Annotated in this window: 20 protein-coding genes; 9 read left to right on the top strand and 11 right to left on the bottom strand. The window is 58.2% G+C overall.

What is annotated here, in order from left to right:
* Positions 1 to 3: 3 nt before the first annotated feature.
* From BcanWU425_RS02635 to mddA, 5 genes are all read left to right on the top strand, one after another.
* Positions 4 to 309: a nickel-binding protein gene (locus BcanWU425_RS02635; RefSeq protein WP_231189741.1), complete on the top strand. Its 306-nt coding sequence runs from the start codon at positions 4 to 6 to the stop codon at positions 307 to 309.
* Between the two features lie 55 nt (positions 310 to 364).
* The gene (locus BcanWU425_RS02630) at positions 365 to 586 is read left to right on the top strand and encodes a hypothetical protein (RefSeq protein WP_231189738.1); all 222 of its coding nucleotides are present in this window, start codon (positions 365 to 367) and stop codon (positions 584 to 586) included.
* A 46-nt stretch (positions 587 to 632) separates the two neighbouring features.
* The gene (locus tag BcanWU425_RS02625) at positions 633 to 1043 is read left to right on the top strand and encodes a hypothetical protein (RefSeq protein WP_231189735.1); all 411 of its coding nucleotides are present in this window, start codon (positions 633 to 635) and stop codon (positions 1041 to 1043) included.
* Between the two features lie 137 nt (positions 1044 to 1180).
* Positions 1181 to 1504 (top strand): hypothetical protein, encoded by a 324-nt coding sequence (locus tag BcanWU425_RS02620; RefSeq protein WP_231189733.1) that lies wholly within the window; start codon positions 1181 to 1183, stop codon positions 1502 to 1504.
* Positions 1505 to 1584: 80 nt separating this feature from the next.
* On the top strand, positions 1585 to 2358 hold the full coding sequence (mddA, locus tag BcanWU425_RS02615; protein ID WP_231189731.1) for a methanethiol S-methyltransferase: 774 nt from the start codon (positions 1585 to 1587) through the stop codon (positions 2356 to 2358).
* A gap of 485 nt (positions 2359 to 2843) precedes the next feature.
* Here mddA and BcanWU425_RS02610 read toward each other — a convergent pair whose 3' ends face one another.
* The 7 genes from BcanWU425_RS02610 to BcanWU425_RS02580 all read right to left on the bottom strand — a co-directional run bounded on the left by BcanWU425_RS02610 (position 2844) and on the right by BcanWU425_RS02580 (position 7633).
* Positions 2844 to 4502, bottom strand: a complete 1659-nt coding sequence (locus BcanWU425_RS02610) for a recombinase family protein (RefSeq protein WP_231189729.1) — start codon at positions 4500 to 4502, stop codon at positions 2844 to 2846.
* 43 nt (positions 4503 to 4545) lie between these two features.
* Complete coding sequence (locus BcanWU425_RS02605) at positions 4546 to 4956, bottom strand: hypothetical protein (RefSeq protein WP_231189727.1); 411 nt, start codon at positions 4954 to 4956, stop codon at positions 4546 to 4548.
* Positions 4957 to 5005: 49 nt separating this feature from the next.
* Positions 5006 to 5413, bottom strand: coding sequence for a hypothetical protein (locus tag BcanWU425_RS02600; RefSeq protein WP_231189725.1), 408 nt, complete (start codon positions 5411 to 5413; stop codon positions 5006 to 5008).
* A 245-nt stretch (positions 5414 to 5658) separates the two neighbouring features.
* The gene (locus BcanWU425_RS02595; RefSeq protein WP_231189723.1) at positions 5659 to 5922 is read right to left on the bottom strand and encodes a hypothetical protein; all 264 of its coding nucleotides are present in this window, start codon (positions 5920 to 5922) and stop codon (positions 5659 to 5661) included.
* A gap of 126 nt (positions 5923 to 6048) precedes the next feature.
* Positions 6049 to 6777 carry an SOS response-associated peptidase gene (locus BcanWU425_RS02590; protein ID WP_231189721.1) on the bottom strand — a complete coding sequence of 243 codons (729 nt, stop codon included), beginning with the start codon at positions 6775 to 6777 and terminating at the stop codon, positions 6049 to 6051.
* A 2-nt stretch (positions 6778 to 6779) separates the two neighbouring features.
* Positions 6780 to 7229, bottom strand: a complete 450-nt coding sequence (locus tag BcanWU425_RS02585; RefSeq protein ID WP_231189718.1) for a hypothetical protein — start codon at positions 7227 to 7229, stop codon at positions 6780 to 6782.
* 8 nt (positions 7230 to 7237) lie between these two features.
* Positions 7238 to 7633, bottom strand: a complete 396-nt coding sequence (locus BcanWU425_RS02580; RefSeq protein ID WP_231189715.1) for a hypothetical protein — start codon at positions 7631 to 7633, stop codon at positions 7238 to 7240.
* Between the two features lie 139 nt (positions 7634 to 7772).
* On the opposite strand from BcanWU425_RS02580, the gene ku reads away from it, so the two are divergent.
* Together ku and BcanWU425_RS02570 are read left to right on the top strand one after the other, a co-directional pair.
* Positions 7773 to 8699, top strand: a complete 927-nt coding sequence (ku, locus tag BcanWU425_RS02575) for a non-homologous end joining protein Ku (RefSeq protein ID WP_231189712.1) — start codon at positions 7773 to 7775, stop codon at positions 8697 to 8699.
* Between the two features lie 722 nt (positions 8700 to 9421).
* Entirely contained in the window at positions 9422 to 12409 is a 2988-nt protein-coding gene (locus BcanWU425_RS02570) for a WD40 repeat domain-containing protein (protein WP_231189709.1), read from the top strand.
* 313 nt (positions 12410 to 12722) lie between these two features.
* Here BcanWU425_RS02570 and BcanWU425_RS02565 read toward each other — a convergent pair whose 3' ends face one another.
* The 3 genes from BcanWU425_RS02565 to BcanWU425_RS02555 form a co-directional block, all read right to left on the bottom strand.
* Entirely contained in the window at positions 12723 to 13865 is a 1143-nt protein-coding gene (locus BcanWU425_RS02565; RefSeq protein ID WP_231189706.1) for a DUF4268 domain-containing protein, read from the bottom strand.
* A 311-nt stretch (positions 13866 to 14176) separates the two neighbouring features.
* Positions 14177 to 17632: a YhaN family protein gene (locus BcanWU425_RS02560; RefSeq protein ID WP_231189703.1), complete on the bottom strand. Its 3456-nt coding sequence runs from the start codon at positions 17630 to 17632 to the stop codon at positions 14177 to 14179.
* A complete protein-coding gene (locus BcanWU425_RS02555; RefSeq protein WP_231189699.1) occupies positions 17629 to 18855 on the bottom strand; it encodes a metallophosphoesterase family protein in 1227 nt (408 codons plus the stop codon). Before BcanWU425_RS02555 ends, BcanWU425_RS02560 begins: the two co-directional genes overlap by 4 nt.
* A gap of 156 nt (positions 18856 to 19011) precedes the next feature.
* Here BcanWU425_RS02555 and BcanWU425_RS02550 point away from each other — a divergent pair, with 156 nt between their 5' ends.
* Positions 19012 to 24951 (top strand): DUF3320 domain-containing protein, encoded by a 5940-nt coding sequence (locus BcanWU425_RS02550; protein ID WP_231189697.1) that lies wholly within the window; start codon positions 19012 to 19014, stop codon positions 24949 to 24951.
* Positions 24952 to 25032: 81 nt separating this feature from the next.
* On the top strand, positions 25033 to 25194 hold the full coding sequence (locus BcanWU425_RS02545) for a hypothetical protein (protein ID WP_231189694.1): 162 nt from the start codon (positions 25033 to 25035) through the stop codon (positions 25192 to 25194).
* Here the strand turns inward: BcanWU425_RS02545 and BcanWU425_RS02540 are convergent.
* Positions 25185 to 26231: a phospholipase D family protein gene (locus BcanWU425_RS02540; RefSeq protein WP_231189691.1), complete on the bottom strand. Its 1047-nt coding sequence runs from the start codon at positions 26229 to 26231 to the stop codon at positions 25185 to 25187. The genes BcanWU425_RS02545 and BcanWU425_RS02540 overlap by 10 nt on opposite strands.
* Positions 26232 to 26296: the final 65 nt, after the last annotated feature.

The raw sequence follows: 26296 nt of genomic DNA, 5'->3' as shown, positions 1-26296 counted from the left end.
GACATGGAACTCTACGTCATTCGCCGCCCGAGCGCCTGGGCCAACCTCGCCGAGCTTGAGGCTGCAGGCGCGAAATCGGCCCGAATCGGAAACGAGCAGATGCCGGACCGCGTGCGCTGGGTCCGGAGCTACGTGGTGCACGAGGCTGACGGCCGTATCGGCACGTTCTGCATCTATGAGGCGGGCGACGGTGAGTCCATCCGTGAGCATGCGCGTCGGGTCGGCATGCCGGGCGAGGAATTCTACAAGGTCGCCGCCACCGTCGTCGTGCGCGCAGATCCCGTACAGCCGTCGGCTGCAGCGGAATAGCCTTCGGCGAGCGTCCACCAGTCAGGACAACCAACCCATCAATAAGGAGCAATACATGAACAAGTCCTTCTGGAAATCTCTCGTGCTGATCGCTGGTCTAGTGGCCGGCTCGGTTCTGAGTTCGGCCGGAACGGCCGATGCAGCCAAGATGAGCTGCATTCAGAAATACAGGCTCTGCAACCAGCGTTGCGCGGGCGCCGCAGGCAGGGGCGACTGGACTGCCTGCATCAATTGGACCTGCAACAGGCAATACGACAACTGCGCGTCCAGTTACTGACTGCAGCGCGGGCGCCGTCATTCTGCATTCATCGAAAGGAAATCTCATGTCCACGCTCTATCAGGCGCCCGCGCTGAGAACGTCGCACCGATACCTTGCTGCCGTGCTCCTGCGGCTACGCCGGTTCGTCAACCGGGCGGTTGCGGACATGCTGGCCAAGCGCGAACAGGCGGCCACGCAATTCCTGATTAACAAGCTCGGCGACCGGCAGAGCGACAATGCCCGCTGCCGCAGCGCACCCGGCGTCCGCGCCGCGATGCTCGTTCTCATCGTTGCCGGCTCACTTTCGCCCGCTGCCGCCAAGGCGGAGTATCCGGTCGTGCGCAATCATCGCGGCGGCCAGGCCAACCAGGCGCAGAGGACATTCTGCGACCCGCGCAACCACACCCACACGTCCGATGGCGGCTGCGTCACGGCGAGGGCGGAACCAAAGCTTCGCGACCATCGCACGCGCTGAGCGTAGCGCGTCTTCAACGATCCATGGCCGGCGCCGTCAGCGTCGTGCCTCACCAACTCCGACGACGAAGGCAGATCGGCGTTCGCCGTCCGAGTACGCACGTCCCTGCAACAACGCTTCCAACGTAGGAGAAAGCCATGAACTCGCCCTTCAAGTCCAAGCATTCATTCAACAGCAATGTCCTCAAGAATGCCGTTAAGACGACAGTCGCGCTGACGATCGGAATGGCTGGTGTGGTGATGACGCTCACCACGGCTTCCGCCGCGACGAATGTCCGCGACCATCGCGACAAGCCGGTGGTGCGTGACCATCGTGAGGGACAACCGGAGGTCCGGGATCATCGCAGCGCGGGGGGCGGAGGCGTGACCGTCCGCGACAGCCCGGCCAAGCGGAAGGCGGTCGACTGCCTCGGCAGCCTGTGCAACGTCAAGAAGGTCTGCATCGGGCTCACCTGCATCTGAGTCCACCGACGGCCACGGCGGTGGATCGGACTTCGCCGTGGCCCTCATCCCAATCAATCGCACATCAGGAGATCAGCAACATGTCCATCACCCTGCAGAACGGGCCGGTCCCGGCCCAGAGCTCGCTTGCCGCACGCAGCCTTGTGCTTAGCTACGGCGTACTCTCTTATTTCGTCTTCTTCGGCACATTTCTGTATGCCATCGGCTTTATCTCACGGCTCATCGTTCCGAAGACGATCGACAGCGGTGCGGCGCCTTCGTTCGCGTATGCACTCGTCGTCAATCTCGCGCTGATGTCGCTGTTCGCGGTCCAGCATAGCGGCATGGCGCGACAGGGCTTCAAGCGGCTGTTCGCCAGCGTCGCATCGCCGGCGCTCGAGCGCAGCACCTATGTGCTGTTGGCGAGCCTAAGCCTGATCCTGCTGTTCTGGCAGTGGCAGCCTATGCCGGCGGAGATCTGGTCGATCGAGACGCCGTCGCTCGGGTATGCCGCCGTCGCAGGCCACTTCATTGGTTGGCTCATCGTGCTCTACAGCACGTTCCTCATCAGCCATTTCGAGCTGTTCGGCCTGACGCAGGTTGTCTCGCATTTCCTAGGGCGGCTGGCCGCGCCCATAAAGTTCAGGACGCCCGGACTCTATGGCCTTATCCGGCATCCCATCTATCTGGGCTTCATCATCGCATTCTGGACGACGCCCACCATGACCGTCGGTCACCTGCTCTTCGCATCCGTGACGACCGCCTACATCTTTTTCGGCATCTGGCTCGAGGAACGCGATCTCGTGGCGCTGTTCGGCGATCAATACCGTCACTACAGGGAAAAGGTCGCGATGTTGATCCCGGGCGTGTTCTGACGTGCAGTCGGGCATCCGCAACGAAGCCGCGGGCATCTACTCGTCTCCGTCGCATTTTTGGACGATCCGGTGTCGCGCCGTCACAACACCGGATCGCTGAACGCGGGGCGGCGGTCATGCGTGCGTGCGGTGGCCTCCGACGGAGCAGGCGTGCTCTGCGGCGGGATACTGGGCAGCCTCCAGCGCAATTCCAATTGTCCTTCTACGTTCCCCTTCGGTCCTCTATGACCCCCATCGCACAGTCCCTGGTGTCAGAGCGCTAGTCGCCTCCAACGAGCTCGATAACAATTTCGAAAGAACCGAAATATGTCTTGCTCCGTCGGGCAAAACAGTGGTTCATAGGGTGCTGGTAGTCGATATAGGAGCCAGCATCGTGGCCGACGGATACGAAACGTCTTCGGAGCTATTCAAGATCGCCAAGCTCAACGGAGACTTTAGAAGGAACTACGGAACACTGCTCGGAGCGTTTCTCTATCTGCAATCCATCAACGCCGCGCGCGGCCGTTCTTGGTTTTGGGCCGGCTTGATTTCACTCGTTTGTTCGTTGGGATTGTCGTGGCTAACGCGGCGCGGCTGGCTGCCATTCTCTTTCTGACGGCATCGATAAGCTCGTCAAACCTCTCGAACCGCAGCGCGTGGAGGCGGGCTAAAGCCATATCCGAGACCCTGAGATAATGGCCGTCGCACCTTTTAGTGAGAGGAAGCAGCACATAGTCTCGAATGGCTCGATTGGCGCTGTCCAACCGCAGCACCACCAACAATCCGAGAGGAACCGGCCAGGTGTAGACTCTCCAGTGATCCACGTACTCCGGCCTGGGCTTCGCGCCCTGTCGAGCAACAAGAAAGGACAGGCTGAGACCGTTTATCTTCAGTCCGACCCCGGCCCCATTGGAGCTGATGCATATTCCGTCGTTGCCTTTGAGCGCCTCGGTCGCCCGGTCCTTGTGTTGCTCCAGAACTCCGGACCAGAGATCACGGCAATCAATCCAGTCGCAATCGCGCGACGCGGAATAGCCGATGAGCGCATAGGCCTTCCGAAGCGAGCCGAAGTGATCAACGTAAGAATCTGAGCAAGGAAGCCCGGGCGCGGAGTTGATAATCCGCGTGGTCAGCCGTCCCTTGCGCACAAGTGTCGTGCGCAACCGTTTCAACATCTCGTCTCCGGAGATTGTAATGTAGCGATCGGCCATGATGCGCTGGGCGCGTGCAAACTGTTCCTCATCAACGATGGGCTTTAAACCTCCGGCACTGCGGACCCACTGGTCGGGAGGGTTACGCTTTAGCTTTTGCCCGAGCTGCTTCGAGGTGCGGTTATAGACGACTTTCCCGATGTAATTCTCGTTCTTCAGAATGGTATGCACCATCCGGTAGCTCCACGGTCGCCCGTGCTGGTTCCCGACCCGCGCACGATTGAGGCCTCGGGCGATCGCCGCATCCGACTTTCCTTCAACCGCACACTGACGAAAGATCAATCGTACAATCTCGGCTTCTTCGTCGGACCCGGCTCGGACGCGCACCCGGTCGGTTTTGAGGGATTTGTATTCTCCCTTGCCCAGTCGCCCTTTCGATCGATGACTTTCGTCAATCAGCTCTCTCCGAAGACCGTAGGTGATAGGCGCCCCCGCGCGATATCCAAGGCTGGTCAACCTGCATAGCCCGGCATGGACCTTGACCGAGAGCTCTCGGCTGTACTCGGCCGCCATCACTCGCTTTATGTTTTTGACAATGCTCGACAGAAGGCTCCCGTTGTTGTCAAATTGCTCTGCGCAATAGGCGATCTGGACACCTTTCTGCTTGCAGACAAACTCGTAGTGCGCGCTTTCGTCGACATCCTGAAAACGGCCCCACCGGCTGACGTCGTAAACGAGGATGTGATCGAAATCCGCGTCCCCAGATTCGATGTCCTTAATCAGTTCGATAAGACCCGCCCGGCCTTTGATTCTTAAGCCGCTACGACCTTCGTCGATATAGTCACGAACAATCGTGAGGTTTTGTTGCTGGGCATACGCGGCTATGGCAGCAGCCTGGTTCTGCAGAGAATAGCGTTGAAGTTCGGTCGACATTCGCAGGTATTGCGCCGCGCGAAGGGCTCGGCTGCGCTTCTCTGGGTTTGTTCCCTTGCGTATGACGAGCGAGTTAGCCATCAGCGGGCGTCCCCGGGCCTGCATTTTAGCAGATCTATTTGGCTTAGTCGCCATCAGCGACCGCAAACACCTCGTAGAATTGTCCCGGGGTCGTTTGGGTGAACAATATTTCGAGCGCGACAATGTCAGCATAGCCGCTGCTAGCACGGCCGACGTTTATTAGGTCAACGACGGTCAAACCGTTGCCGTTGCCGGTGTCGAAGTTCGATGCTGGGGCACCCGGAATTCGGATCAGGCCCTGCATGCTAAGGCCCTTAGTGCGGATGGCGACTTTGATCTGTGCTGCGTTTGGCCGGGGCTGTCCCGAGGAGCGGAAATCGATCCGTTGCCACTGATCACGGTCGCCGGAGGCACGGCCCACATGCAGGGAGTCGGCCATGTGCTCGATTGCCGCAGTGGCTGGCGTGACGAGCGCAAACAGAGCGATGAGAACGAACCGCGATGTGGAACGCATACAGCGACCATCAGCCTGTCATCGAGTAGGGCAGCGAAGACACCAGCCTCTACTGCTTCATTCCAAGTTGCTCTGCACAAACGCTGCCAAGCTGGACGCCAGTAGGAATGGGTCCGTAATAAAGACTATTGTCCTTGTCTTCAGTGTCGAGACTTTTGATCGTGCCGCTCGGCGATGCAACGACGTTGACCTTGCAAGCGTATCCCTGCGAACTTCCCGATGCGCTGTCTCGACCGTCACGAGAGACCGAAAATGAGCTCCCACTCGCCAGCTGCCAGCTATGGGCGATTTCGCCGCTGTTCATTTTGAAACTACTGACGGGTGGACCCCAACGAACGACAAGAGCATCTACATTTTTTCCCACGTAGTCTTGGCCCAGTTTGGCACGAACATCTGCGCCTGTTGCGTAACATCCTCCAAGTCCCACACAGAGCAAAGCAATTCCCAGCGACCGCATTTCTTTCTCCCCCAAGCGGTCTATCCAAACGCAACTCTTGCGCGAGATCAAGGGCTGGCGCTAGTTTCCAAGAATGACCTTCAAGGGTTTTCGGCTCTCGCTGCCCGAGACAACGCGCCCTCCCAAGGGCTGGGAGTAAATGAGGGTGCGGCAGTTCACGAATAGCCCACTGCACGAAACGCGCCCATCTGAACTGGGGAGATCAATCACCTGATATTCTGAGCAGCTGACGCGGGCGTGACAGCCTAGGTCGCCCGGCAATCCGGGCAGGTGTCACCTATTGAGTCCAGGACTTCCCGGATCTGCACCACGGCTTGGTCTGGAGACAGGCCGGTGGGCGGATCTTCTCTCGCCATTTCCAGTGCTCGGTCGCGAGCGTGCGGGTCGGCACGTTCTTGCATCCACCCATGCTCCTCGCACTCCCGGATGGCGCCGGCCTCCTGTAGAAGCAAGGTTGCCCAGCCGCGCAGCGTCCGGATCGCCGGGCGTCTTTCCTTAGTGATCAGCATAAGAGATTGCTCCTGCCCGGACGAATCCCTCCGTCCCGCCGGCGTTCCGTGCGGTTAGCACGTAGCAGGGATTCCGAATCATCATGGCGAGGCCTTGTCCACCTGTTCCGCAGGCCTGTGCAGAACCTACGTGCTGGGCGTTGGGTCTTCCTTCTCTCCGGTGGCAACGATCTTGAGCGCCTCGTCCGGAAGCGGCCGCTGCAGCACCTTAGCCTCGTCCCAGGGGGCACGGAGCCAGACGCCGTATTCCTCAGTAGTCGTCAGGATGACGGGCATTGCTTTTGGGTGGACGCGTTTCACCTCGGCATTCGGCTCACAGGTCAGGAAACCGAAAACATCGGCGTTTACTTCGCCTTCCTTGACCTTCCGCACCGATGTCCAGCTCGTCCAGATGCCCGCGAAAGCGATAAGGGGCCGAGACTCGTCGAGGGCGAACCACACCGGCACCTTCTTGCCTTCAATCGTGTCGTACTCGGAAAACGACGTCAGAGGGACTAGGCAGCGATTGTCTGCTCCGAGCCACCGCTTCCAATGCGCGCTAGTTGCATTCCGGATGTTAGTTGTGCCGCTGTCCGGCTCCATGCGGAGCAAGTCCTTGAAATCCACCGTCTTGCCCTTGGCTTCCAGTTTCTCCGCGCGCTTCTTCGTCGCGTCCAGGAGTGCCTTTTGCGACGATGGCATTCCCCAGCGAGCCATGACGATCTCTCGTCCACCCGAAGCATTGCGGACGATAGGGGCCGGGTAGTCCGGGAAGATGCCCGGCATGCTGGGCAAGTTTCCGACGCTGCTGTTGAGCACTCCAAACAGGTGACGAATCGCGTCCACGTTCTTCGTCATGGAGTAGAGATTGCACATGTTCAGGTCTCCGGAGATGCCTGGCCAGGACCGGGTCTCAGTTGCAGGAGCGTGGCGGCCGGACGTCGGCCGGCCTTAGCACAGTTGCTGCAGCGAAGCCGGCTCGCAAGGTCGTGGACCAATGTGGTGGGCGGATGCCGCAGCGCGGCTAGGTCGACATCCCTCTTGGTCTTGCAGCGCGAGCATTGGATCTCAAGCGATGAGTAGCCGCCATTCACGGCTTGGTCGATCGTGGGGGACGGATCGATCGGTCCCCCATCTGCCCACAACTTCTCGTTCCAAGATTCGCACAGCAGCTTGTCGGCCCTACGGATGAGAGCTTCGCCCTTGGCACGGGCTTCAGCCGACTGCGCTCCCAGAATCGTGGTCATCGCGCGGGCTTTGCTGAGCTCTTTGCCGAGCGCCTTTCGATCGGTCCCGGAGAGGGGTGTCGGATGGTACTTCGGCGCCATCGACGGGCTTAGTCGAACGTCGGCCAGCAGCCATCCTCTTCGTAACGGCCAGTCCGCTGCGTGCAGGTGTTATCTAACAGACGCTGGCCGACCTCCTTCCAGACCGCATCCGCGCCGTAAAGGCGCGTGGCGTCGACCTTCTGGATTTCGACCAGCCTACCGCACCGGCTACAGCTAAGCCGCAGGATATGGTGCGAGATTTGGGATAGCCGCAAAGCCCCGGCGGAATGCCCAGGCTTCGTCTCCGCACGACTGTCGTCGAGAAGCGCCTGCCAGTATTCAGGCGGCAGGTCGTCGTCTGGAGCCAATCCAGGCGCGGGCGGCATGGTTCGGCGGACGGCACCAATCATCTTTTCCATCTGCTTCGGGGTCGGCATGCGCCAGCTCGCGGGTCGGTCGGTCATGCCCGATTAGAACATATCAGGAACAATGGAGTCGATCCCCCGTTAGAAAAAATCATCCTGTGGGCCCATTCGGGCGGTCGGAACCGGGCGCAATCGTTCGTCTTGACTCTGTGGGTCCCGAAACAGGAGTTCTGCGTAAATGGCACCGCGCGCCAACTGGAAAGGCTTCCTGCGATTGTCTCTGGTTACCTGCCCGGTGGCGCTTTACCCGGCCACATCTGAGGGCGAAAAGATCTCCTTCAACCAGCTCAACCGGCAGACCGGCCATCGCATCAAGTACTTGAAGGTGGACGCAGACACCGGCGACGAGGTGCCGAACGAGGACATCGTCAAGGGCTATGAGCTTGAGAAGGGCCAGTACATCGAGGTCTCGAAGGAGGAGCTCGAGGAGATCGCGTTGGAGTCTACGCGGACCATCGAGATCGATGAGTTCGTCGATCGTACCGACATTGACCCGCGCTACCTGATTCGTCCCTACTACATCCGTCCGGACGGCAAGGTTGGGCACGACGCTTTCGCGGTAATCCGTGAGACCATCCGCGAGATGGACAAGGTCGCAATCGGACGGGTGGTCCTGACGAACCGCGAGCACATTATCGCGCTCGAGCCGATGGATAAGGGTCTCGTCGGCACGCTGCTTCGCTACCCGTACGAGGTGCGCAGCGAGCAGGAGTACTTCGATGAGATTCAGGATGTAAAAGTCACGAAGGATATGCTGGATTTGGCCAGGCACATCGTCAATCAGAAGGCGGGGCGCTTCGAACCGGAGAAGTTCGAAGATCAATACGAAAGCGCTCTCATCGAGCTGATCAATCAAAAGCGAGCTGGCAAGACAATCACGCCGAAGGAACGCCCACGCGGTGAGAACGTGGTCGACCTGATGGAGGCGCTGCGTCGAAGCGTCTCCGGAGCTGCGTCAGAATCCAAAGCTACGAAGAAGTCGGCCAAGAAGCCGCCAAAAGCGGCGGCGGGTCAAAAGGAAATGCTAATGTCAATCCAAGGCAAAAAGCCTCCGAAGGCAACCGCGCCAAAAAAGCCGGCCAAATCGCAACGTAAGTCGGCGTGAGGCCTGTGCACTGGCGGGTCGGTACGTCGTCGTCCACTGCGCTCGGCGCGATCGGAGGAGCCGCTCTCGCGACTGCGAAGTACTTCACTTGTGCAGGTCGAATATAGAGTTCCGATGCTCGCCACTCCGGCGCAATTTGTCCCATTCAACGGCCAGCCGCAACAAGCGCTCATTGTCGTGTCTACTCAAGGCTCGTTCTGCTATAGAGCGGCATTTGCTCAGCGTGCGCCTGAAACGTTCCGCCTTCTGATGCAGCCACCGCACTTCCTCCGTCTTGCGACCTAGAACCAACGCAAGTCTACCGGCAACGCGCCAAGCAGCATCGGTAAGTTCGGAGGGAATTCTCCATGGAGACGAAGTGAGACCCTTTGCTGAGCGAACTGCAGCTCCCTGCCGCCCCAAGCTTCCGGCGATCGATTTGGGGTCTAGCTGTCCTGCATTTCGATAACTTCCGAGAGAAGATCAGCGGCAAACCCGTAGGCTGTTTCGTACTTTCTCAAGCCTTTGATTTGACGCCAATGGCAGGCCGCTGCGATGGCCTCAAGACGAACTCGAACCATCGACCCGAGTTGTGCATGAACCTCGCGCAACGCTCATCAGTGGGCAGGCTTCCTAATTAAACCCTACGAAATTGGGGCCGCGATGGCTGGAATCCCTGGGTCGTTTGCTGCTAGCCTGATCGTACAGCTGCAAGTTTGCATAGCTTCGGGGGAGCGGTAAGCGTGGCAGAAATCGACAATTCAAGCTCGCATCTGATCGTTACCGTTCACGGAATACAGACATTTGGTCAATGGCAAGAGCGGCTTGAGCAGCTTGTTTGCGGAAATCCGCCGGCGCAAGACGTTGAATTTATAAACTACAAATACGGCGTCTTCTCAATCATTGGCTTTGTCATTCCCTTCTTTAGATGGCTTGTCGTTCGACAGTTTCGCCGAGAGCTGATTAGACTTTGCAGCAGGAAGGCTTGGTCTCGGATCGATCTGGTTGGGCATAGCTTTGGAACACACATCATCGGCTGGAGCATTGCGGGGTTACCGCGCGAGGATCAAACCAGATTTCACACCATCATCTTGGCGGGAAGTGTGTTGAAAGCTGGATTTGCTTGGCGGGATCTAATCGGGTCCAGAGTGAAGCGCGTAGTCAATGACTGCGGAACAAAGGATTCGGTACTCCTGTTAAGCCAATTCTTTGTGCTCTTCACAGGCATGGCTGGAAGGATCGGATTCAGCGGTTCGACAAGCGCTGCATTCAGGAACCGATACTCTGAATTTGGTCATAGCGGCTATTTTCAAGATAGTCTTAAGAAACCCAACGACGCCTATATGCAGAGATGGTGGCTACCTGTCTTATCGGAAGACGCGCGCATCGCGGAGTTTGATAGCCGAGTACCCAAGCCGTTCGATGCCATATTGTCTATTCTTGCCAACAATGCAGAACCGATCAAACTGACAGTCTACGCTGCGCCACTCGTGATGGCCATTCTCTGGGTATCCGGCCTCTATTTGACTGCCGATCGCGAGCGTAGGATCGCGGAAGAGCAGCGCAACAAAGCGCTGACGACACAGTCTAGATACCTTGCAGACGTCTCCCGGCAAAATCTGGCTTCCGATCCGGTCACAGCGGCGCTCATTGCCATCGAGGCGCTGCCGAGCAAAACTGAAGAAGTCGAGCGGCCACTGGTACGCGAAGCTCAGCAGAGGTTGTTCGATGCGCTTGAGATGCAAAATGAAGCCGCTTTGTTCTCTCGTGCAGGCCCAGCTTCGCTAGTCCAATGGCTTGGGGACGGCAATAAGGTACTTATAATCTCAAAAGATAACTCCCTGGCCATCTGGGATTTTTCCAATGGGGGGCGCTCATTACTGCAAAGCGAGCTGGGGCAAGCCAGAAAGGTCGGTGTCAACAAGTCTCGAGATAGGATTGTAGCCGTTGCTTCCGCAGGCGTAGCTCGGATTTGGGATCGCGAAGGAGCCCGGATTGCTGAGATCCCCGATGTGGCGGAGGACAGTTCGATTTTGATTTCCGGAGACGGGAGGCGATTGGCCCTGACACTCAAATCCCATGTGGGGGAGATATGGGATCTCGCAACAGGAATCCGTCTTGCAAGCCTCGAAGGAGGTTCAATCCAAATCGGCAATATGGCCTTCAATCAAGACGGAAGCCTCATAACTGCATTGGATGTCGAGGGGCATGCGAGCCTTTGGAACGCGCAGAACGGCAAAAAGATATCTACATTAAGTTCTACTAGCGCCAACGCTGAACCACCCATAGTTGTCAGCGCTCGAAAGCAAATACTTGTCCGGGGCGAACAGGGTTTCGGAGTATGGGACGGTAGAACAAAAATCACGAAACTGGACCACGCACTATTCGACCGGATTGTGGGCGTTAGCGACGATGGGTCAAGGTTCATAGTCCAAGAAACTACGCACGCCAGCCGAGCGCATTATGCTGGCAGTTATTCCTTGTTCAGCGCGCTCAACCTTCATCAAATATCGACTCTCCATGAATTTGACGAGGTGCCTTCTACCCGGACATCCGACCTTGGTGATGTTCAGTTTGCGCCAGTGCAAAAGAGAATCGTTGCGTCTCTCGATCAATCGGGGGTCGCCCTCTATGACTGGGACGGAAAGCAGTTAAAGCGATATCAGGGGCGCAAGCCGATACTCAGCAGTAACAAAGAATGGATGGCTAGCATATCGCCTGACAACCATATCGAAATTCGTCGGATCGATGACGGTGAGTTGGCATTTTCCATCCCGACTGGGGAAGCGCCTGTTGAATGTTTCGACGTGGACGAAAACGCAGAGCAAGTCTTTACGGCGGGAGCCGACGGCACCGTACGAATGTGGAGCCGCTTCAATTTGAAAGCCCGCTCTACCTTAGACACTTCTCAATTCTTTGAATCGCACAGCGACGATCTTCCAGGCCCGCTTACAGGCATGAAAATCAGTCCCGATGGCCGCTACTTGGTGACGGCCAGCCCTCCCCGATACTCGATGCCGCCTGCCTACATGCGGGATGGTGTAGTTCGCATTTGGGATTTGGACTCCGGGAAACGGCTTGCCTTTCGGGCACGTTCGCCGAGGCCTGACGACTCAGAAGATGACATCGTGACGCCAACGTTTAGCGCAAATGGCAGTTGGGTGCGGATCGAAACCGCCCACGATCCCGTGATATTTTGGAATTGGCGAGAAAAACCTTCGGAATCATTCACGACAACTGAGTCGCAAGCGATCGACAGTGAGATTTCGCGTGCCGGGGACTTTCCGCCCGCGCCACGTACTGATTGGAAGGTTGAGGTTCAAGACGGTGGGATTTCGGCGGTGGCTGGCCGCGGCTTTAGATATTATTTCGGCACATGGAAGCCCACCGACAACATGAACCTCGTCGACGTTTCTTCCAAGGCAGACCGTCTGGTAGTGGCAGACACTGGCAGCGGAGTTCGGGTATTCACGGTCTTCGAAGACCACGAGGCTCTTCTTTTAGCCGCAAAGTCGAAGATGACGCGCTGCATGACACCGGGCCAACGCAAGCGTTTATTTCTCGAACCCATTCCACCGCGTTGGTGCATTACTGGCGTCGGGCGCGAGCAATCCCCGCCCGCCGCATGGATGGGCGTTTGGCCGTATGACGCCCCGCGCTTCAAGGCCTGGTTATCCGATGCCAACGCAGCTAAGACATCCGGACTAAAGCCCCCCGATTTTCCGCAATAGTCGGTGTTTGCTCCGCCGAGAATATTCATAGTATGTAGCTGGTTTGGCGCCGTTCCGTTGAAAACCAAGAGCCGGCTGACCATTGCTCGCGGTCTGGTACTCGCCCGCAGCCAAGAAGGTCTGTGCATCTGCGGATCACGACTCGCGTATGCGTTGTTATGTAAGAAAACCGCGTGATCGGAGAGCCACGCGCGCTGCCGCTCGCATACTAGACCTTATGAAAACCGGGGCTTATTTCTTTGCCACTGAACATTTTAAACAGATAGCGTTGATTTGGGATTTCGGAACGCCACGTTTTCAACCTCTGTGTGCGCTAGTTAGTGCGTTGCTCTCCATCTGCGACCACATCGCGTATTCTCGGGCGCAGGACGTTTACAAAGGTGTTCACCCGCTCCGCCAACCAATCAAAGGCTTCCTTTCGAATGGCGGCATCGCTCAAATCTCCTACTGACCTCGAGTCAATGATCCGCTTGCGGCTGTACGGGTCATCCGTGAGGCGAGCAGTACCGTTCAAAGCGAGTTTGATTTCGTCCCAATCGGCGACGATTTCGTTCATCGCTGTTTCACCGGGGCTGTTCTGACTAGCGGAAAGGAAGACGCCGACCTCCCCTTTGTGCAGGTCTCGGTAGACGGTGAGCCAGCTGCTGCCCTGAGGCGCTGGCAGCATGAATGCGAGATAGCCCTGACGTGCGGGTTTGGGAACGGCCTGGCTACGATCGTCCAGGCGCAAATAGGAGTCCAAAAACTCCTTCCAGAACGCCTGTTGCGCGGTGGCCAAGGCGGCGCGGTCGGGATCGACCCCTGCGTCTTCTTCAGCCGCGGCTTGGTTCGGATCCTGCAAGACAAAGCCTTCAGGTGCGGCCACGACATTTCGCAAAATGGTCGTTGTGCGGGCAAGGACGCGGGGAACGACTAAACGCTCACCACTGGGCAGACGGTAGATTGGAAACTCGACGAGACCAAAGGTGAAGTGCAATCCCGCATGGATCTGCAGATAACTTGCGATCGCCTCGACATCTTCGCGTACCCCATCACCGAGGATCAGCAACAAAAAGCGGCCGCGGCGCAGGTTGGCCGTGACAGCGTCCGTGAATTGGACCTCATTAACACTAGGGGCGAAGGCACGGACACGTTTTAGAAGAGCGTCCGGTCCCATGCCGGTGCGGCGCCCCACTTCTCGCTGAAGGTCGGAGAAAGACCATCGACTGAGCACCTTGGCATAGTCGAGGATCTGGCCGATCACCTCGCGCCGCGCTTCGGGATTGCGCCACAGCTTACATTCGACCAACACCGGCAGCCCGGAGGGGGTGATGAGGAAATTGTCGACACGCCCCGCCCGGTCGAGCGCCATCTCCCGACAAACGCTAATTGCACCGACAAACATCGGATCAATTTCGGCAATCGGCAGAGCCGCCGGGTGAGAATGGACCAACTCCTGTATTTCAGCCTCAAGCAAAGCGGCCGCGGGCCCTTGCTGCGGGAGAGGCTCAAGAGCAACCGAGGGTCCCTCTGCGGTGAGAAGAATAGGCGTGCTATGTTGTCGATCCAAAGTGTGCTCCGCGAAACAGCTCAAGCGCAGACAGTCTCCGAGCAAAGTACAAAATGCGCTCAAGGACTCTCGATCTGATCATGTGTCAATTCTGGTGAACCAATAGCAGAAATCATCTATCCTGATTTGTCGTCACATATTCGCTGTCATCGGACAAGTCGTCCAGCGGCTGAGCATTCCGGCCGTCTGACAGGAGCCTGCGCAAGACCCATTGCAATTCACAGATCAATCACCTCGATCAACTGCTCGTTCACCGAGCGCGCGAGATCGACTACGTGGCGGTGATGAGTGAACAAGATGATCTGTTGCTGCTGTCCAGCAGCCACTAGGAGCCGCAGCATTGCTGACGTGCGTTTCTCGTCGAAACTTGACAGTAGATCGTCGCCGATGAACGGGATCGGCTCTGAGGTACGGCGCTCCAGCAGCGCAAGGCGCAGCGCCAAGAACAATTGGTCGCGGGTACCTTCGCTAAGGCCGGCCACCGATACCTGTTCGCCAGTATGCCGTTTCGCGACCAGAACCGGCCGATCATCGTCGCCATAGTCGATCACGAGACCGGCAAAGGCCTCGTTGGTCGCCATGCTGAATAAAACGCTGGCGCGCGCGATCAACGGATCCTGCACCATGGCGCGATGCCTCTCGATCGCACGCAAAGCAAGCCGTGACGCCGCGGCTCGTACCAACCAGCGCTCGGCGACTGACTGCAATTCGGCGCCCGCCTCGGCTCGCTCGGCTGCCAAAGCCGGCGCATTGCGACCCTTTAGCAGCAACTCAAGCCGGTTCTTCCTTTCGTGATGGTTGGCGGATGCTTCAGCGATATCACGCAACAGCTGTGTTTGCCGCACTTCCTCGCGGGCGATGTTACCGGGAAGCAAATCGAGATCGATGCCCTCGCGCTCCTGCCGCAGCGTAGCTTCAGTGCGACCATCGGCGATCTCGTCCAGATCGCGTTCTAGGATCACGCGCTCGCCTTCGAGCAGGTGCCGGGCGGCCGTAAGTGCAATCGAAGCGGACAAGTCATCGCGACCGACGCCAATCGCCCTGCAGGCTTCGTCGAGCAAAGTACCCGCCGCCTGTCGCTGCGCGATTAGCGTATTGCGTATCGCCGCACGTTGACTCGCATTGCGCTGCAACCGCCGGTACGATTCACTGGCAGTGCGTGCCTCCGCCAATGCCGCCGACAGCCGAGCCAACGACTCTTGGGCGGACGTGCTCTTGTGACGCGGCGCGACGAGATCAATCATCCCAAACACATCGGCGTCGAAGGCCTTCAGATCGGCTTCAATCGTCTCAACGCGATGGCTTTCGCTCTCGTGGTTGGCTTTGGGCAGAGCTACCGATTGCCACACCGCAAGTGCAGCCTCAGCTTCCGGCGCGCCTGCCGTATCAGGAAGTCCGATACCATCCATGGCTGCAGGCCAGGCCTGACGCTGTGCTGTCAGCGTTGCATGTGCTTTGCCAACCGCCGCATCAGCTTCGGACAACTCGCGTGCGACACGCTGCAGGGCAGCAGCGTGAGCTTTGGCCTCGGCCCACACTGCCTGCAATTCCTCAACACGTGCTTTGGCTTCCCGAAACAGGTTGTCAATGGGCAGGCTGGCATCGGGGATCCGGCCAACGCTACCGAGAAAGGTCATGCAAGCGGCTTTGCCGGATTCGAGGCTGGCGGCCAGCGCGTCGAGATTCGTCCTCTGGGACTCCATCTTGCCGAGCCTGGCAAGAATATCCTCCACTTTACCCCGCCACAGTAACATCTCCGCGGGACTACGCGGAGCAAGGCCAGCAGGGGCCCAGAGCGCAGTCCAAGCGGTCGTGACTTCCGCCAGCCGCGCCTGCAACCCTTGCAACTTCCCAGCGTCACGGTCGCGCGTCGTGCGAAGTGCGGCGAGACGCTGCAGCGCATCCTCATGCCGCGTGGCTCGTTCGGTATCGGCAAGCAAGAGATCGGTGATGCCGTCGATCGCTTTTGAGGACTGTGAGACCTCGGAAAATCGCAGAAGCCGCCCCCGAGCATCGCTGTCCAGCACCGCGCCTAAAGCGCCAAGTTGGGCGTCGCGCTGCTGGCGTGCCTTGATTAGATCGGCCCGATTCGGAACCTCGCCTTCCCCGCGTAGGCGCGCAAGTTCGACTTCGGTGGACCCTAGTAATTCATCGGTCGTGGCCAGTGCGTCGCCGAGACGCTTGATCTCATTGTCACCGACATCGATGGCCTGGACGAATTTTGCAATTATGACGTGTTCGGGTAGCGGCAGCACGCGCAACTGATCCAGGGAAGCGAGTGCGGGATCAATTGCCGCCAGAGCCGACTCCAATCCCTGGGTGTCGGATTTTAATGCCGCCATGTCACGCCGGTGACGATCTGCCTGGGCGGGAATGTCGCCTAGCGCTTCAAAGCGCTGCTTTATGTATTGGACGTCGCCTATGGCTTGATGCCCGCCCTCCTCGACGGCCAACTCGTCATGTTCGCTTTGGGCTCGTGCCTGCCGTGTTTCAGCTTCCGCCAACGCTTGTGCCGCGCGATTGAGCTGGCCGATACAGTCGCGCACCCGGGCCAGCGCGGCATCGGTGGGAAGTCGCTCCAATAGGATGTCGTGCGAGCCCATTCCCAGTCTTCGTGCCGCATCTTCGAGCGATCGCACCGCGTCATCGCGCGATTGGCGGCGGCGCGGCAGATCGTCGATTGCCTTGCGCACTGCACCTAGTCGCTCGCGCAAAGCGTCGATCGCGATTGCTTCCGCCAGCACGCCATCATCGACCTTCATGGCCGCGATCTCCGCGGCCTCCAACGCGTCCGCAGAGTCGAGGGCCGTTATATCCTGCATCAGTCCGGCATCTGTATCGAGCGTGGCACGCCAATCCGCAAGGGTCTGCGGTGGAACCGCGGGCAGATCGGCGAGGTCGGCAAGTTCTGCCGCGATCCCGTCAAGCCGCGCTAGCTTTGAGCGCACGCGCAGCGTCCGCTGCCAGCGCGCCAATGTACTGCCGCTGTGGGCGTGCTCGGCATTGAGCGCCTCGAGATTGGCGCGCGCCTCCTCCACCGCTGTTTCAAGATCCTGTACCGACTCGCGGGTAACGATGGCATCGCGCAATGCCCTATCGGCACTGTCGCGGCGATCGGCTACCTGATAAAATAGCTTGCCTGCTGATTTCCGTGGCGTGAAAAGATCCTCGGCCTCACTCTGCAGCCTCTCCCTGACTCGCGACAAGGCGGTCATGCCTGCCGAACTGGCTGCGAGGGTCTCGGCGAGGCGCCCACCGGCGTTGAGCAGGTCTGCGCCGCCGTCCCGAAGCGCCTGAGCTGTCAGGCCGAACTCGCAACTGAAGGCATCGCGCGATAGATTCCCGAGCAAAGGCACTAGCGTGTCATCCGGCAATGCCTGATCGTCGTCGCCAATTAGCGTGTTCTTGTTACCCTTGCGACGTCGCGTCACGATCAGCCTGCCGTCGGAATGGCGGAAGGCGCCGCCGATCCGCAAGCTCTTGCTTTCGTGCCGGAAATCATAATCCGTGCGGGCGCTGAAGCCGAACAGCAGGTCGCCGATCGCCGACAGCGCCGAGGTCTTGCCGCCCTCGTTGGGGCCGAGCACCACGTGCAAAGCCGCCTCTGGACGGAATGCCAGGCTGCGGTCAGTAAAAATGCCATAACGTTCGAGATGGAGACGCTCGATTCTCACGATAACGCTCCGGTAAGCAGCGCACGAGCTTCGCTCGGCAGCGACTTAAGCAAATCCGCAGCCAGCAAGTCATCGTGCAGCTCTATCGGCAATCTGGCTTTGATCGTTTCGATCAGGTCGGCCAGCAATAGCGAAAATTCAGGATCTTCCGTCGCAGTGGCTAGCAACTGGTCGAGATCAAGGCTTTCAATCGATGATAATGCAGCGGCCGGCCGCGGCGGAGGAGCGGTCTTGATCTTGAGTTGCTCGATCCAGCAATCGTCGGCAAATTGAAGAGCACGAGCGCGAATATCGTCCTCGAGTGTTTCGCGTCGCGCAACTAGTTGATTGTGTAGCTGCGTGGCGCCGATCAATGTCACCCGCACCGCCAATGGACGGCCTTCGGCCTGATGATGCGCGCCGGCAAGCGTGGTTGTGATGCGCGCTACAACGTCTTCCTCGCGACCGGCGTCAGATATGTCGATCGCCAAGTGCGCCCAGCGCGCACCGTCCAGCGCAAATGGGCTGACATCGACAATACGGCCATCGTCAACGGTGACCCGCATCGCTCCCTTAGCACCGGTTTCGCGCACGTTGCGTCCCTGCAAATTGCCAGGAAATACAATCCATGGATCGCGGCTGATAATCTCCGCGGCATGGACGTGTCCTAACGCCCAATAGTCGTAACCAAAACGCCTAAGATCATCGATGGTACATGGTGCATATCCGTCGTGACCGCGAGTGCCGTCGAGCGACGTATGCAGCACGCCAACGTTTAACCAGCCGTCGTGCCGGGCGGGATAAGTCTCGACGAATTCCCCGGTAAGGCGATTTGGAAAGCTGCGACCATGCAACGCCACGCGATACGCATCTAGCGTCGCGCTCGTTGCCCTGTCGGACGGAAAGACATTCACCGAGTCGGGATAAGGGAGATCGCGCGACATCAGGCTATCAGCATCGTGATTGCCCTTAGCAATAAAGGTGGGAATACCCGCGCGATGCAAGGCGCTGATGGCGCGCACGAAAAACAATCCTGTAGTAACGTCTTTCCAGTCTCCGTCGAAAACGTCTCCAGCAATTATGAGAAAAGCCGCCTTGCTGGTGACCGCCTCCTCGACCAGGGCCAGGACCGCCCTGCGGCCAGCATCCGCGAAGCGTCGAGCGACGTCCTTATCCTTTAGTCGCAGACCTGCGAACGGGCTGTCGATGTGAAGATCGGCCGCGTGGATGAACGTGAAACGCATGGCTTAATTGCTCTGAAGACCTTATCAGCGGCCAGCGAATCCGATTTGTCACGCGGCGTGTGGTCGTTTCGCAAATACTTAAAGTAGAACGGCTCTTGCGAGCAAGGCCGCAATATCGGAATAACTGAGTTAGCAACCTTAATTTTGGACCGGGAAATGAGCGAGATCCAATCAGCAGACGAAGCCTCGCGGGCGCCGCACGACGGAAACGTCACCTTCGCCGTTGATCTTGCCTCTACATTCACCTTCGCATCGCACCAGAACTCCATTCCGGTGATCCGCTCCCTTCGAGTGGAGAACTCGACGGCAGTCTCACTCGAAAACGCGCGGTTAGAGCTTACCTCCAGCCCAGCTTTTCTAAGATCGAAGACGTGGGCCTTCGACCGCATTCTAGCGGGAGAGAGCCTCACCCTGTCTGATCGTCGCATCGACCTCGACGCCGCTTACCTTGCCGGACTGGACGAGGCAGAACGCGGTGACATTAAGCTGCGCCTTCTAAGGGGAAACGACGTCCTCGCCGAGACAACAGTGCCGGTCCGACTGTTGGCCCGGGATGAATGGGGCGGAGTGTCGGACATGGCCCAGTTGCTACCGGCCTTCGTCATGCCCAATGAGCCCGCAATCTACCGGATATTGCGCTCCGCCGCCGAGCGCCTATCCGAACACGGTCACTCATCGGCCCTTGACGGTTATCAGAGCAACAATCCTAAGCGGGCCTACATGCTGGCCGCCGCCGTTTATTCTGCCGTTGCTGGGCTCGGCCTTCACTACGCGCAGCCGCCTGCAAGCTTTGAAGCTCGTGGTCAGAAGATCCGCGGACCGAGCAAGATCCTCCAAGATTGCATTGCGACCTGCCTGGATACCACCCTACTTTTCGCGGCCGCACTGGAAGCGGCCGGCCTGAACGCGGTCGCCGTCCTTCTCGATGGCCATGCCTTGGCTGGCGTCTGGCTTTTAAAGCGGACGCTTCCAAAGACGGTTGAGACCGACATCATTGAAATCCGCAAGGCGATCGCCGCGCGCGAGCTGATTGTGTTCGAAACCACCAGCGTTACGCATCGACCGGCAATGCTGTTCGAGCAGGCAAAACAGGCGGCCGAGGCGAAGCTCGAGGAAAACGCCGCAGACCGTTTCGTTTCTGCAATAGATATCGCGCGCTCGCGGTCGTCAGGTATCACACCACTAGCCTCACATGAAGCTGCTGAAGCGGGCATCGATGCCAATGATGACGAGCCCACCGGCATCCCTCTGCCGGCCGAGCCGGATTTTCGAATGCCGGCCGATCACGTCGGTCAAAAGCCGAGCACGGCAGCCGGCCGCATAGAACGTTGGCAGACCCGGCTGCTCGACCTATCGCTGCGCAACCGGCTTTTGAACTTTTCGGACAGCAAGCGGGCCGTATCGTTCCTCTGCCCGGACGTCGCCTTTTTGGAAGATCGGCTTGCTGAAAACGCCGCGATCAAACTGATTTCGTTGCCCGAGCAAAATCCTCTGGGCGAGCGAGACGCAGAGCTTCACCGCGACCGGCGCGGGCAAGATCTGCAGCGCAGCTTTGCGGCAGAAGCCTTGCTTCGCGACGAACTCTCCTCGATGCTTGAGCCTAAGGAGCTTTTCGCACGCCTGACCGACCTATTTCGGCAAGCCAAAAGCGACATCACCGAAGGTGGAACCAATACGCTATACCTGGCCGTTGGCTCACTAAGATGGAAAAAATTGCCCACGGATGAGCGTGTCTATCGCGCGCCGATCTTGCTGCTGCCTGTCAAGCTCGAGCGGTCTGGTGTCTCCGATCGGTTTCGGCTTAGATTCCACGAGGACGAACCTAGGCTCAACGCGACGCTCCTACAGTTCGTAAAGCGCGAGTTCGATCTAAACCTACCGGATTTCCGGGAAGGTCTGCCAGTAGACGGCAAGGGTATCGACGTTCTGCAGGTGATGGAGTTGATGCGTCGTTCGGTGCGCGATGTACCCGGCTTTGAGGTTGCCGACGACCTCGCCCTATCGACGTTCTCCTTTGCCAAATATTTGATGTGGAAGGACCTGACGGACCGGACGGACAGCCTACGACGCAACCGAGTTGTCAAGCACCTGATCGATAGTCCGGAAAAGGCATTCGAAGGCGCAGACGAACCCTTCCCGGATGAAAACGACATCGACCGGAACTATGCCTCCGCAGATATAATTATGCCTTTACCAGCCGATTCCTCGCAGATCGCTGCCAGCCTAGCCGCAGTGCAAGGCCGCGATTTTGTCATCGTCGGACCACCCGGAACCGGCAAAAGCCAGACCATCGCTAACATGATCGCTACCTGCCTCGCAGCCAACAAGACCGTTTTGTTCGTTGCGGAAAAGACTGCGGCCCTAGACGTGGTGTACCGCCGCCTGCGTGAGCATGGCCTCGGCGACCATTGCCTGGAGCTTCATTCAAGCAAAGCGGATCGCAAGCACTTCTTTGGCCAACTGAAGCGCTCGTGGGAAACTCGTGCAAACCTTGGTGCGTCGCAATGGGCCAAGTTGAACGAGCGGCTGGAAATCCGCCGCGATGAGCTGAACGCCTATGTCGCGGCTCTGCATCACCCAGCACCTAACGGATTAACGCCCTATGTCGCTATGGGTATCGCGATGCAGGGCCACAACGAACACGCGCCTTTGCTGGCCTGGTCTCGACAAGACGAACACGACGCAGGTGGCTACGCTAACCTACAGCAACTCGCCGCGAAACTGGGCATGACTTATGCGGCGGTCAAGGTTCGCCCAGTACTGCGGCTCGTTCATGTGGAGGAGTGGTCCAGTGCTTGGCAGGAGAAACTGCTGGGCGCGGCACGCTCGCTCGGCCAAGCTGCTTCAGCCACGCAGATCGCACTTTCCGCCGTCAGTAGCCGGCTTGGTCTGGCCGGCGTGCAAGACTCGCGATGGGATGGATTGGGCTACTTTGCTGATCTGGCGCGGGATGTCGTCGCGACGTCTGGTTCGGACCATACGATTATTCTGCACAGAAATTTCGCAACGCTAACGCGCGCCGTGGCCGATTTAGAAACGGCTATCAGTGGCTACCGCCAAAGCGAAGCCGACCTCTCGGTGGCCTATCCGCCCGATGTCGTGCCGAGGATTCCACTCGATGACCTTGAGCACAAATGGCGCGAAGCTAATGCGGCGATATGGCCCAGATCATGGTTCGCGACGCGCCGGGTACGCCGGCTGCTCGGCTCATATGCCAATGCCAAGACCGCCGATCCAGCAACCGATCTGACCTTGTTGCGCAAGCTGCAGACAGCTTATAGCGCCATCGAGCACAATCCGATTGCGGCTGCGCCGCTTAGATTCCAAGGGCTCGATACCGATTGTCAGCAACTGTCCCAGCACCTGCAAACTGCGGAACGTTTGCGGACATCGTTAGTTCAGCTCGGCGAATTCGCCGGTAACGTACAAGCCGTCGCTGCCAGTATCGCAGTTGGCCTGAAGGGGCAGGTTAACCAACCCCAACTGGTAGCGGCAAAAGCTTATCTTGAGAAGCATCAGGCCTTGCAGTCCGCTATTGGCGCGTTTGAACAACTTGCAGGTCATTCGCTTGACAACCGGGAGGACGACAATTTTCTATCGTGCATTTCTCAGCAAATGGATGAACTTGAACACTCTCGCAACCTTTTTCGTGACTGGTCAACGTGGTGTGCGGTCCGCTCCCGCGCGATTGCCAAGGGTCTCGGTCCCCTCGTCACTGACTTGGAGGACGGCGCGGTGCCGCCCGAAAATTCTGCTCGCGCCTTTCTTCTTGGCTACGCTCGATGGTGGCTGCCGCTAGCGATCGATGCAACCCGCGAACTCCGCGACTTCCGGCGCTTCGAACACGAGCACGCAATATTGGACTTTAGGGAAGCCGACGATCTTGTTCGCGCTCATGCGACGAACAAGGTGATCGGCTCGCTTCTCCATGATTTGCCGCCGTCGGCATCGGTGCCCAGGCAATCCGAACTCGGTCTGCTGCGGCACCAGATGGGTCTGCAGCGACCAAGTCGTTCGATACGTGACATGATCGGCGCGATGCCCGAGAGCTTTGGTAAGCTTGCTCCGTGCGTGTTGATGTCTCCGCTTTCGATTGCGCAGTATCTGCCAACGAATCAGGCGCTATTCGATGTTGTGATCTTCGACGAGGCGTCGCAGATCGCGACTTGGGACGCGGTCGGCGCCATCGCCAGGGGACGCCAGACCATCATTGTCGGCGATCCGAAGCAATTGCCGCCAACGAATTTCTTCGGCCGCAATGACGTCGACGAAGACGATGTACCCGAATTCGATCGCGATCTAGAAAGCATTCTCGATGAGGCGAAGGCCTCTGGTATGCCGACGCGGCATCTGCGCTGGCACTATCGCAGCCGCCATGAATCGCTGATCGCGTTTTCGAATTGGCACTACTACGAAAATAACCTGATCACCTTCCCAAGTCCTGTGACGCAGGACCAGGCGGTCTCCCTCACTTTTGTGCCGACCGGCATCTATGATCGCGGCAAGAGCCGCACCAACAGAGAGGAAGCTCGCGCCATTGCCGCCGACATCCGCGGCAAACTAGAAACTTGGCTGGTGCTGCCAGAGTCACAAAGGCCGACCATTGGCGTGATTACCTTCAACGTCCAACAACAGACGCTGATCCAGGATCTTCTCGACGACGCGAGGCGCGCCAATCCGAGGCTCGAATGGTTCTTCTCGGACGATCGAACCGAGCCTGTGATCGTCAAGAATCTGGAGAACATTCAGGGCGACGAGCGGGATTTAATTTACTTCTCGATCACCTTCTGCCGCGACGCCGCCGGCAAGCTGCCGATGACGTTCGGCGCAATAAACAGGGACGGCGGCGAGCGACGCCTCAACGTCGCCGTGACTCGCGCACGCAGCGAACTAAAGGTATTCGCAGGCATCCGAGCTGAAGACATCAATCTCGATCGCACTAAGGCAGCAGGTGTTCGCCATCTCAAGGCATTCCTCGATTATGCGGTGCGCGGTGCTATTGCGCTCCCGGCGCAGAGCTCCGGCTCTCAAGGGGAGATGGAATCGCCATTCGAGGAGGCTGTCGCCGCACATTTGGAGAAGCGCGGATGGGAGGTCGTCCCCCAGGTCGGCGTGTCTGGCTACCGCGTAGATCTCGGAATCCGCCACCCGGACAAGGCCGGTCTGTATCTCGCGGGAGTTGAATGTGACGGCGCGACGTATCATAGTTCGGCCACCGCTCGAGATCGCGATAAAGTCCGCGAGCAGGTGCTGCGTGGGCTTGGTTGGAACATCTTACGAGTATGGTCGACGGACTGGTGGTTTGATGCCGAAGGGGCAATCGAGCGACTTCATCTATCTCTGAATGAGGCATTGACAGCGAGTCGAACCTCTATTGCAGGAGCGCGTGCGCCGGTCGAGGCGTTCGCGGCGGACGGAGAGAGATTCGCGGTCACGGAGCGTGATCGAATTCCAAGCGACGATGGCGTAGTTGACTCTGAATCTCCCGGGTTCCCAAAGGAGGATGGTGAGACCGGCGAGATCGAAACGCTAACGGTGGATGGGATTGACGAGGAACTGGCTCCTTTAGCCGGGGCGGTCACTAAAGTCGGTCGCCCACGGTTCGCGATGGCAAACCTTTCCGCGATCAAGGCCGACCCTGATTGCTTCTTTGAATTCTCTTATCGGCCTACACTACAGGCTATGGTCGACGCCGTAATGGAGGCAGAGGCGCCATTGCGCGAAGACGTTTTGTCCCAACGTATAGCAAGGGCGCACGGCTGGCTTCGCACAGGTGCACGGATACGCGAGCAAATCGGACTGCACCTGCGTGCGCTGGATCGAACGGAAGAGAGCTCCGGCGTATTCCTTTGGACGCCTGGCACAATTGCAAAGCGCGTGCCATTTCGCGAGCCGCAAAGCCAAGAGCACCGTCGAGGTTTGGCTGAAATCTCGATCGCTGAGTTAGCAGACTTTATTGCATCTCATCGAACGGCGCTTAGTGAAGACGACCCTCCCCTCGTGTATGCTCGATTGTTGCAGGTCGAGCGACTGACTTCCCCTTCGCGCGAGCGCTTGCGAGAGGCAATAATCTGCGCCGAGGAGCACACCCCTTAGCATCGTTCATATAACCATTATCGAACTTGTGCACGCGCAGCCTCGTGCCTTTGACCATGTTTTGAGCAGGTGCTCACGGTTATGATCCAAGCTCAAAGCGTGTCGGTGATTTTATTGATGTTTGAAGAATGGCCCGTGCAGCTCAAAAACATCGTGCTTCCGGAGCGCGCTTTCGGCGCGGCCTATCAGTTGTTGTGGAACAAGTGGGTCAAAGGGCCGAAGCTCTCAGTCATTTACTTTTGAGAAAGCAAATAACTAGCGGCATCCTTAAGTGAGATGATCCGTCCGGAGTGATCACCTTTAGCTTGCTTCCACAGTTGGTCGCCTACTGCCCTTATCACAGCCCTTTCCTTGGCCCCGAGGGTGTACGGGAATGCTTGCCTCGCGGGGCGAGCCAGCGTCACCCGATCGACCTCGCCATCATCAGACGGAACAATCCATGTCTTGTGTGTGTCAAAGGTTTTAAAGACTCGGGATGCCCGCCATCCTCTACGCGACGATTCAACATCTATCAGAAAAGCATCCGGGGGCAGGCCAGGCCAATTGAAATAGTATTCCAATCCTCGAAAGTCCGAATCTGAAATCTTAAGGGTCTCCGCAATCGTCTCTTTATTTTTGCGCACGACGGCCTTTGCTCTTGCGAGCTCTCGGGCGGTCAGCGGATCGTTGAAGAACGCAAAAAAGATTCTCTGCTGGTCAAATTCCAATCTGCCTCCGTCCCTCATTGCCTGGAATAACGGCTGCTTTCCCTTACGTGCGCCGATTTTCCCCTGACCATCCCAGATCCGCTTCTTGCGCGCGACCCGAGCGGCTTCAAGGTCTTGCTTCTTGATCGACCGAGCGCGGCGATAGCACCCGTCTATCCAGTCACCGATCGCTGTCAGTTCGTTACGATCATAAATCAATACACCAGCTTCGATCAGGCCGTTAGACGACGCTTCTTCCTCAGGCAGCCCATTCGACGATGCATTCGCGGAACTAACTATCGCGCCAGTACTCGTCCAAACAATTTTGGCATGCAATCTGTCGTCTTGCTTTGCGCGTCGGCCAAACTTCTTGATAACGTCTGGGTCCGACTTTCCGCCTGCGAGACAGCAGACGATCTTCAAATGCTTTCGTCTCGGATTGAGACCTAACAGGTCCAAGCCGGCAGACCCCCAATACGCTACTGCTATTTTCAGTTCGCCGTCTTTTCTGACTAGGCTTCTAAGCGCCTTCGTGAGCAGGTGCCCTTCCAAGAATCGCATTGTTGCCTCCCCAAAAACGATAAGAATTTTCACCGGCTTCCCCCGCCGACCTTTGACGGCTAAGAGCTAAAACTATTGATAGATGCGAGGAAAATTGC

This window comes from Bradyrhizobium sp. WU425 (assembly GCF_021052305.1).
Taxonomy (GTDB): domain Bacteria; phylum Pseudomonadota; class Alphaproteobacteria; order Rhizobiales; family Xanthobacteraceae; genus Bradyrhizobium; species Bradyrhizobium canariense_D.
This window is presented reverse-complemented; position numbering and strand designations above follow the sequence as displayed.

What these genes read in the sequence shown, in the direction of transcription:
- BcanWU425_RS02635 (WP_231189741.1), top strand. Translation starts at nt 4, where the DNA reads ATGGAACTCTACGTCATTCGCCGCCCGAGCGCCTGGGCCAACCTCGCC.
- BcanWU425_RS02630 (WP_231189738.1), top strand. Translation starts at nt 365, where the DNA reads ATGAACAAGTCCTTCTGGAAATCTCTCGTGCTGATCGCTGGTCTAGTG.
- BcanWU425_RS02625 (WP_231189735.1), top strand. Translation starts at nt 633, where the DNA reads ATGTCCACGCTCTATCAGGCGCCCGCGCTGAGAACGTCGCACCGATAC.
- BcanWU425_RS02620 (WP_231189733.1), top strand. Translation starts at nt 1,181, where the DNA reads ATGAACTCGCCCTTCAAGTCCAAGCATTCATTCAACAGCAATGTCCTC.
- mddA (WP_231189731.1), top strand. Translation starts at nt 1,585, where the DNA reads ATGTCCATCACCCTGCAGAACGGGCCGGTCCCGGCCCAGAGCTCGCTT.
- BcanWU425_RS02610 (WP_231189729.1), bottom strand. Translation starts at nt 4,502, where the DNA reads ATGGCTAACTCGCTCGTCATACGCAAGGGAACAAACCCAGAGAAGCGC.
- BcanWU425_RS02605 (WP_231189727.1), bottom strand. Translation starts at nt 4,956, where the DNA reads ATGCGTTCCACATCGCGGTTCGTTCTCATCGCTCTGTTTGCGCTCGTC.
- BcanWU425_RS02600 (WP_231189725.1), bottom strand. Translation starts at nt 5,413, where the DNA reads ATGCGGTCGCTGGGAATTGCTTTGCTCTGTGTGGGACTTGGAGGATGT.
- BcanWU425_RS02595 (WP_231189723.1), bottom strand. Translation starts at nt 5,922, where the DNA reads ATGCTGATCACTAAGGAAAGACGCCCGGCGATCCGGACGCTGCGCGGC.
- BcanWU425_RS02590 (WP_231189721.1), bottom strand. Translation starts at nt 6,777, where the DNA reads ATGTGCAATCTCTACTCCATGACGAAGAACGTGGACGCGATTCGTCAC.
- BcanWU425_RS02585 (WP_231189718.1), bottom strand. Translation starts at nt 7,229, where the DNA reads ATGGCGCCGAAGTACCATCCGACACCCCTCTCCGGGACCGATCGAAAG.
- BcanWU425_RS02580 (WP_231189715.1), bottom strand. Translation starts at nt 7,633, where the DNA reads ATGACCGACCGACCCGCGAGCTGGCGCATGCCGACCCCGAAGCAGATG.
- ku (WP_231189712.1), top strand. Translation starts at nt 7,773, where the DNA reads ATGGCACCGCGCGCCAACTGGAAAGGCTTCCTGCGATTGTCTCTGGTT.
- BcanWU425_RS02555 (WP_231189699.1), bottom strand. Translation starts at nt 18,855, where the DNA reads ATGCGTTTCACGTTCATCCACGCGGCCGATCTTCACATCGACAGCCCG.
- BcanWU425_RS02550 (WP_231189697.1), top strand. Translation starts at nt 19,012, where the DNA reads ATGAGCGAGATCCAATCAGCAGACGAAGCCTCGCGGGCGCCGCACGAC.
- BcanWU425_RS02545 (WP_231189694.1), top strand. Translation starts at nt 25,033, where the DNA reads ATGATCCAAGCTCAAAGCGTGTCGGTGATTTTATTGATGTTTGAAGAA.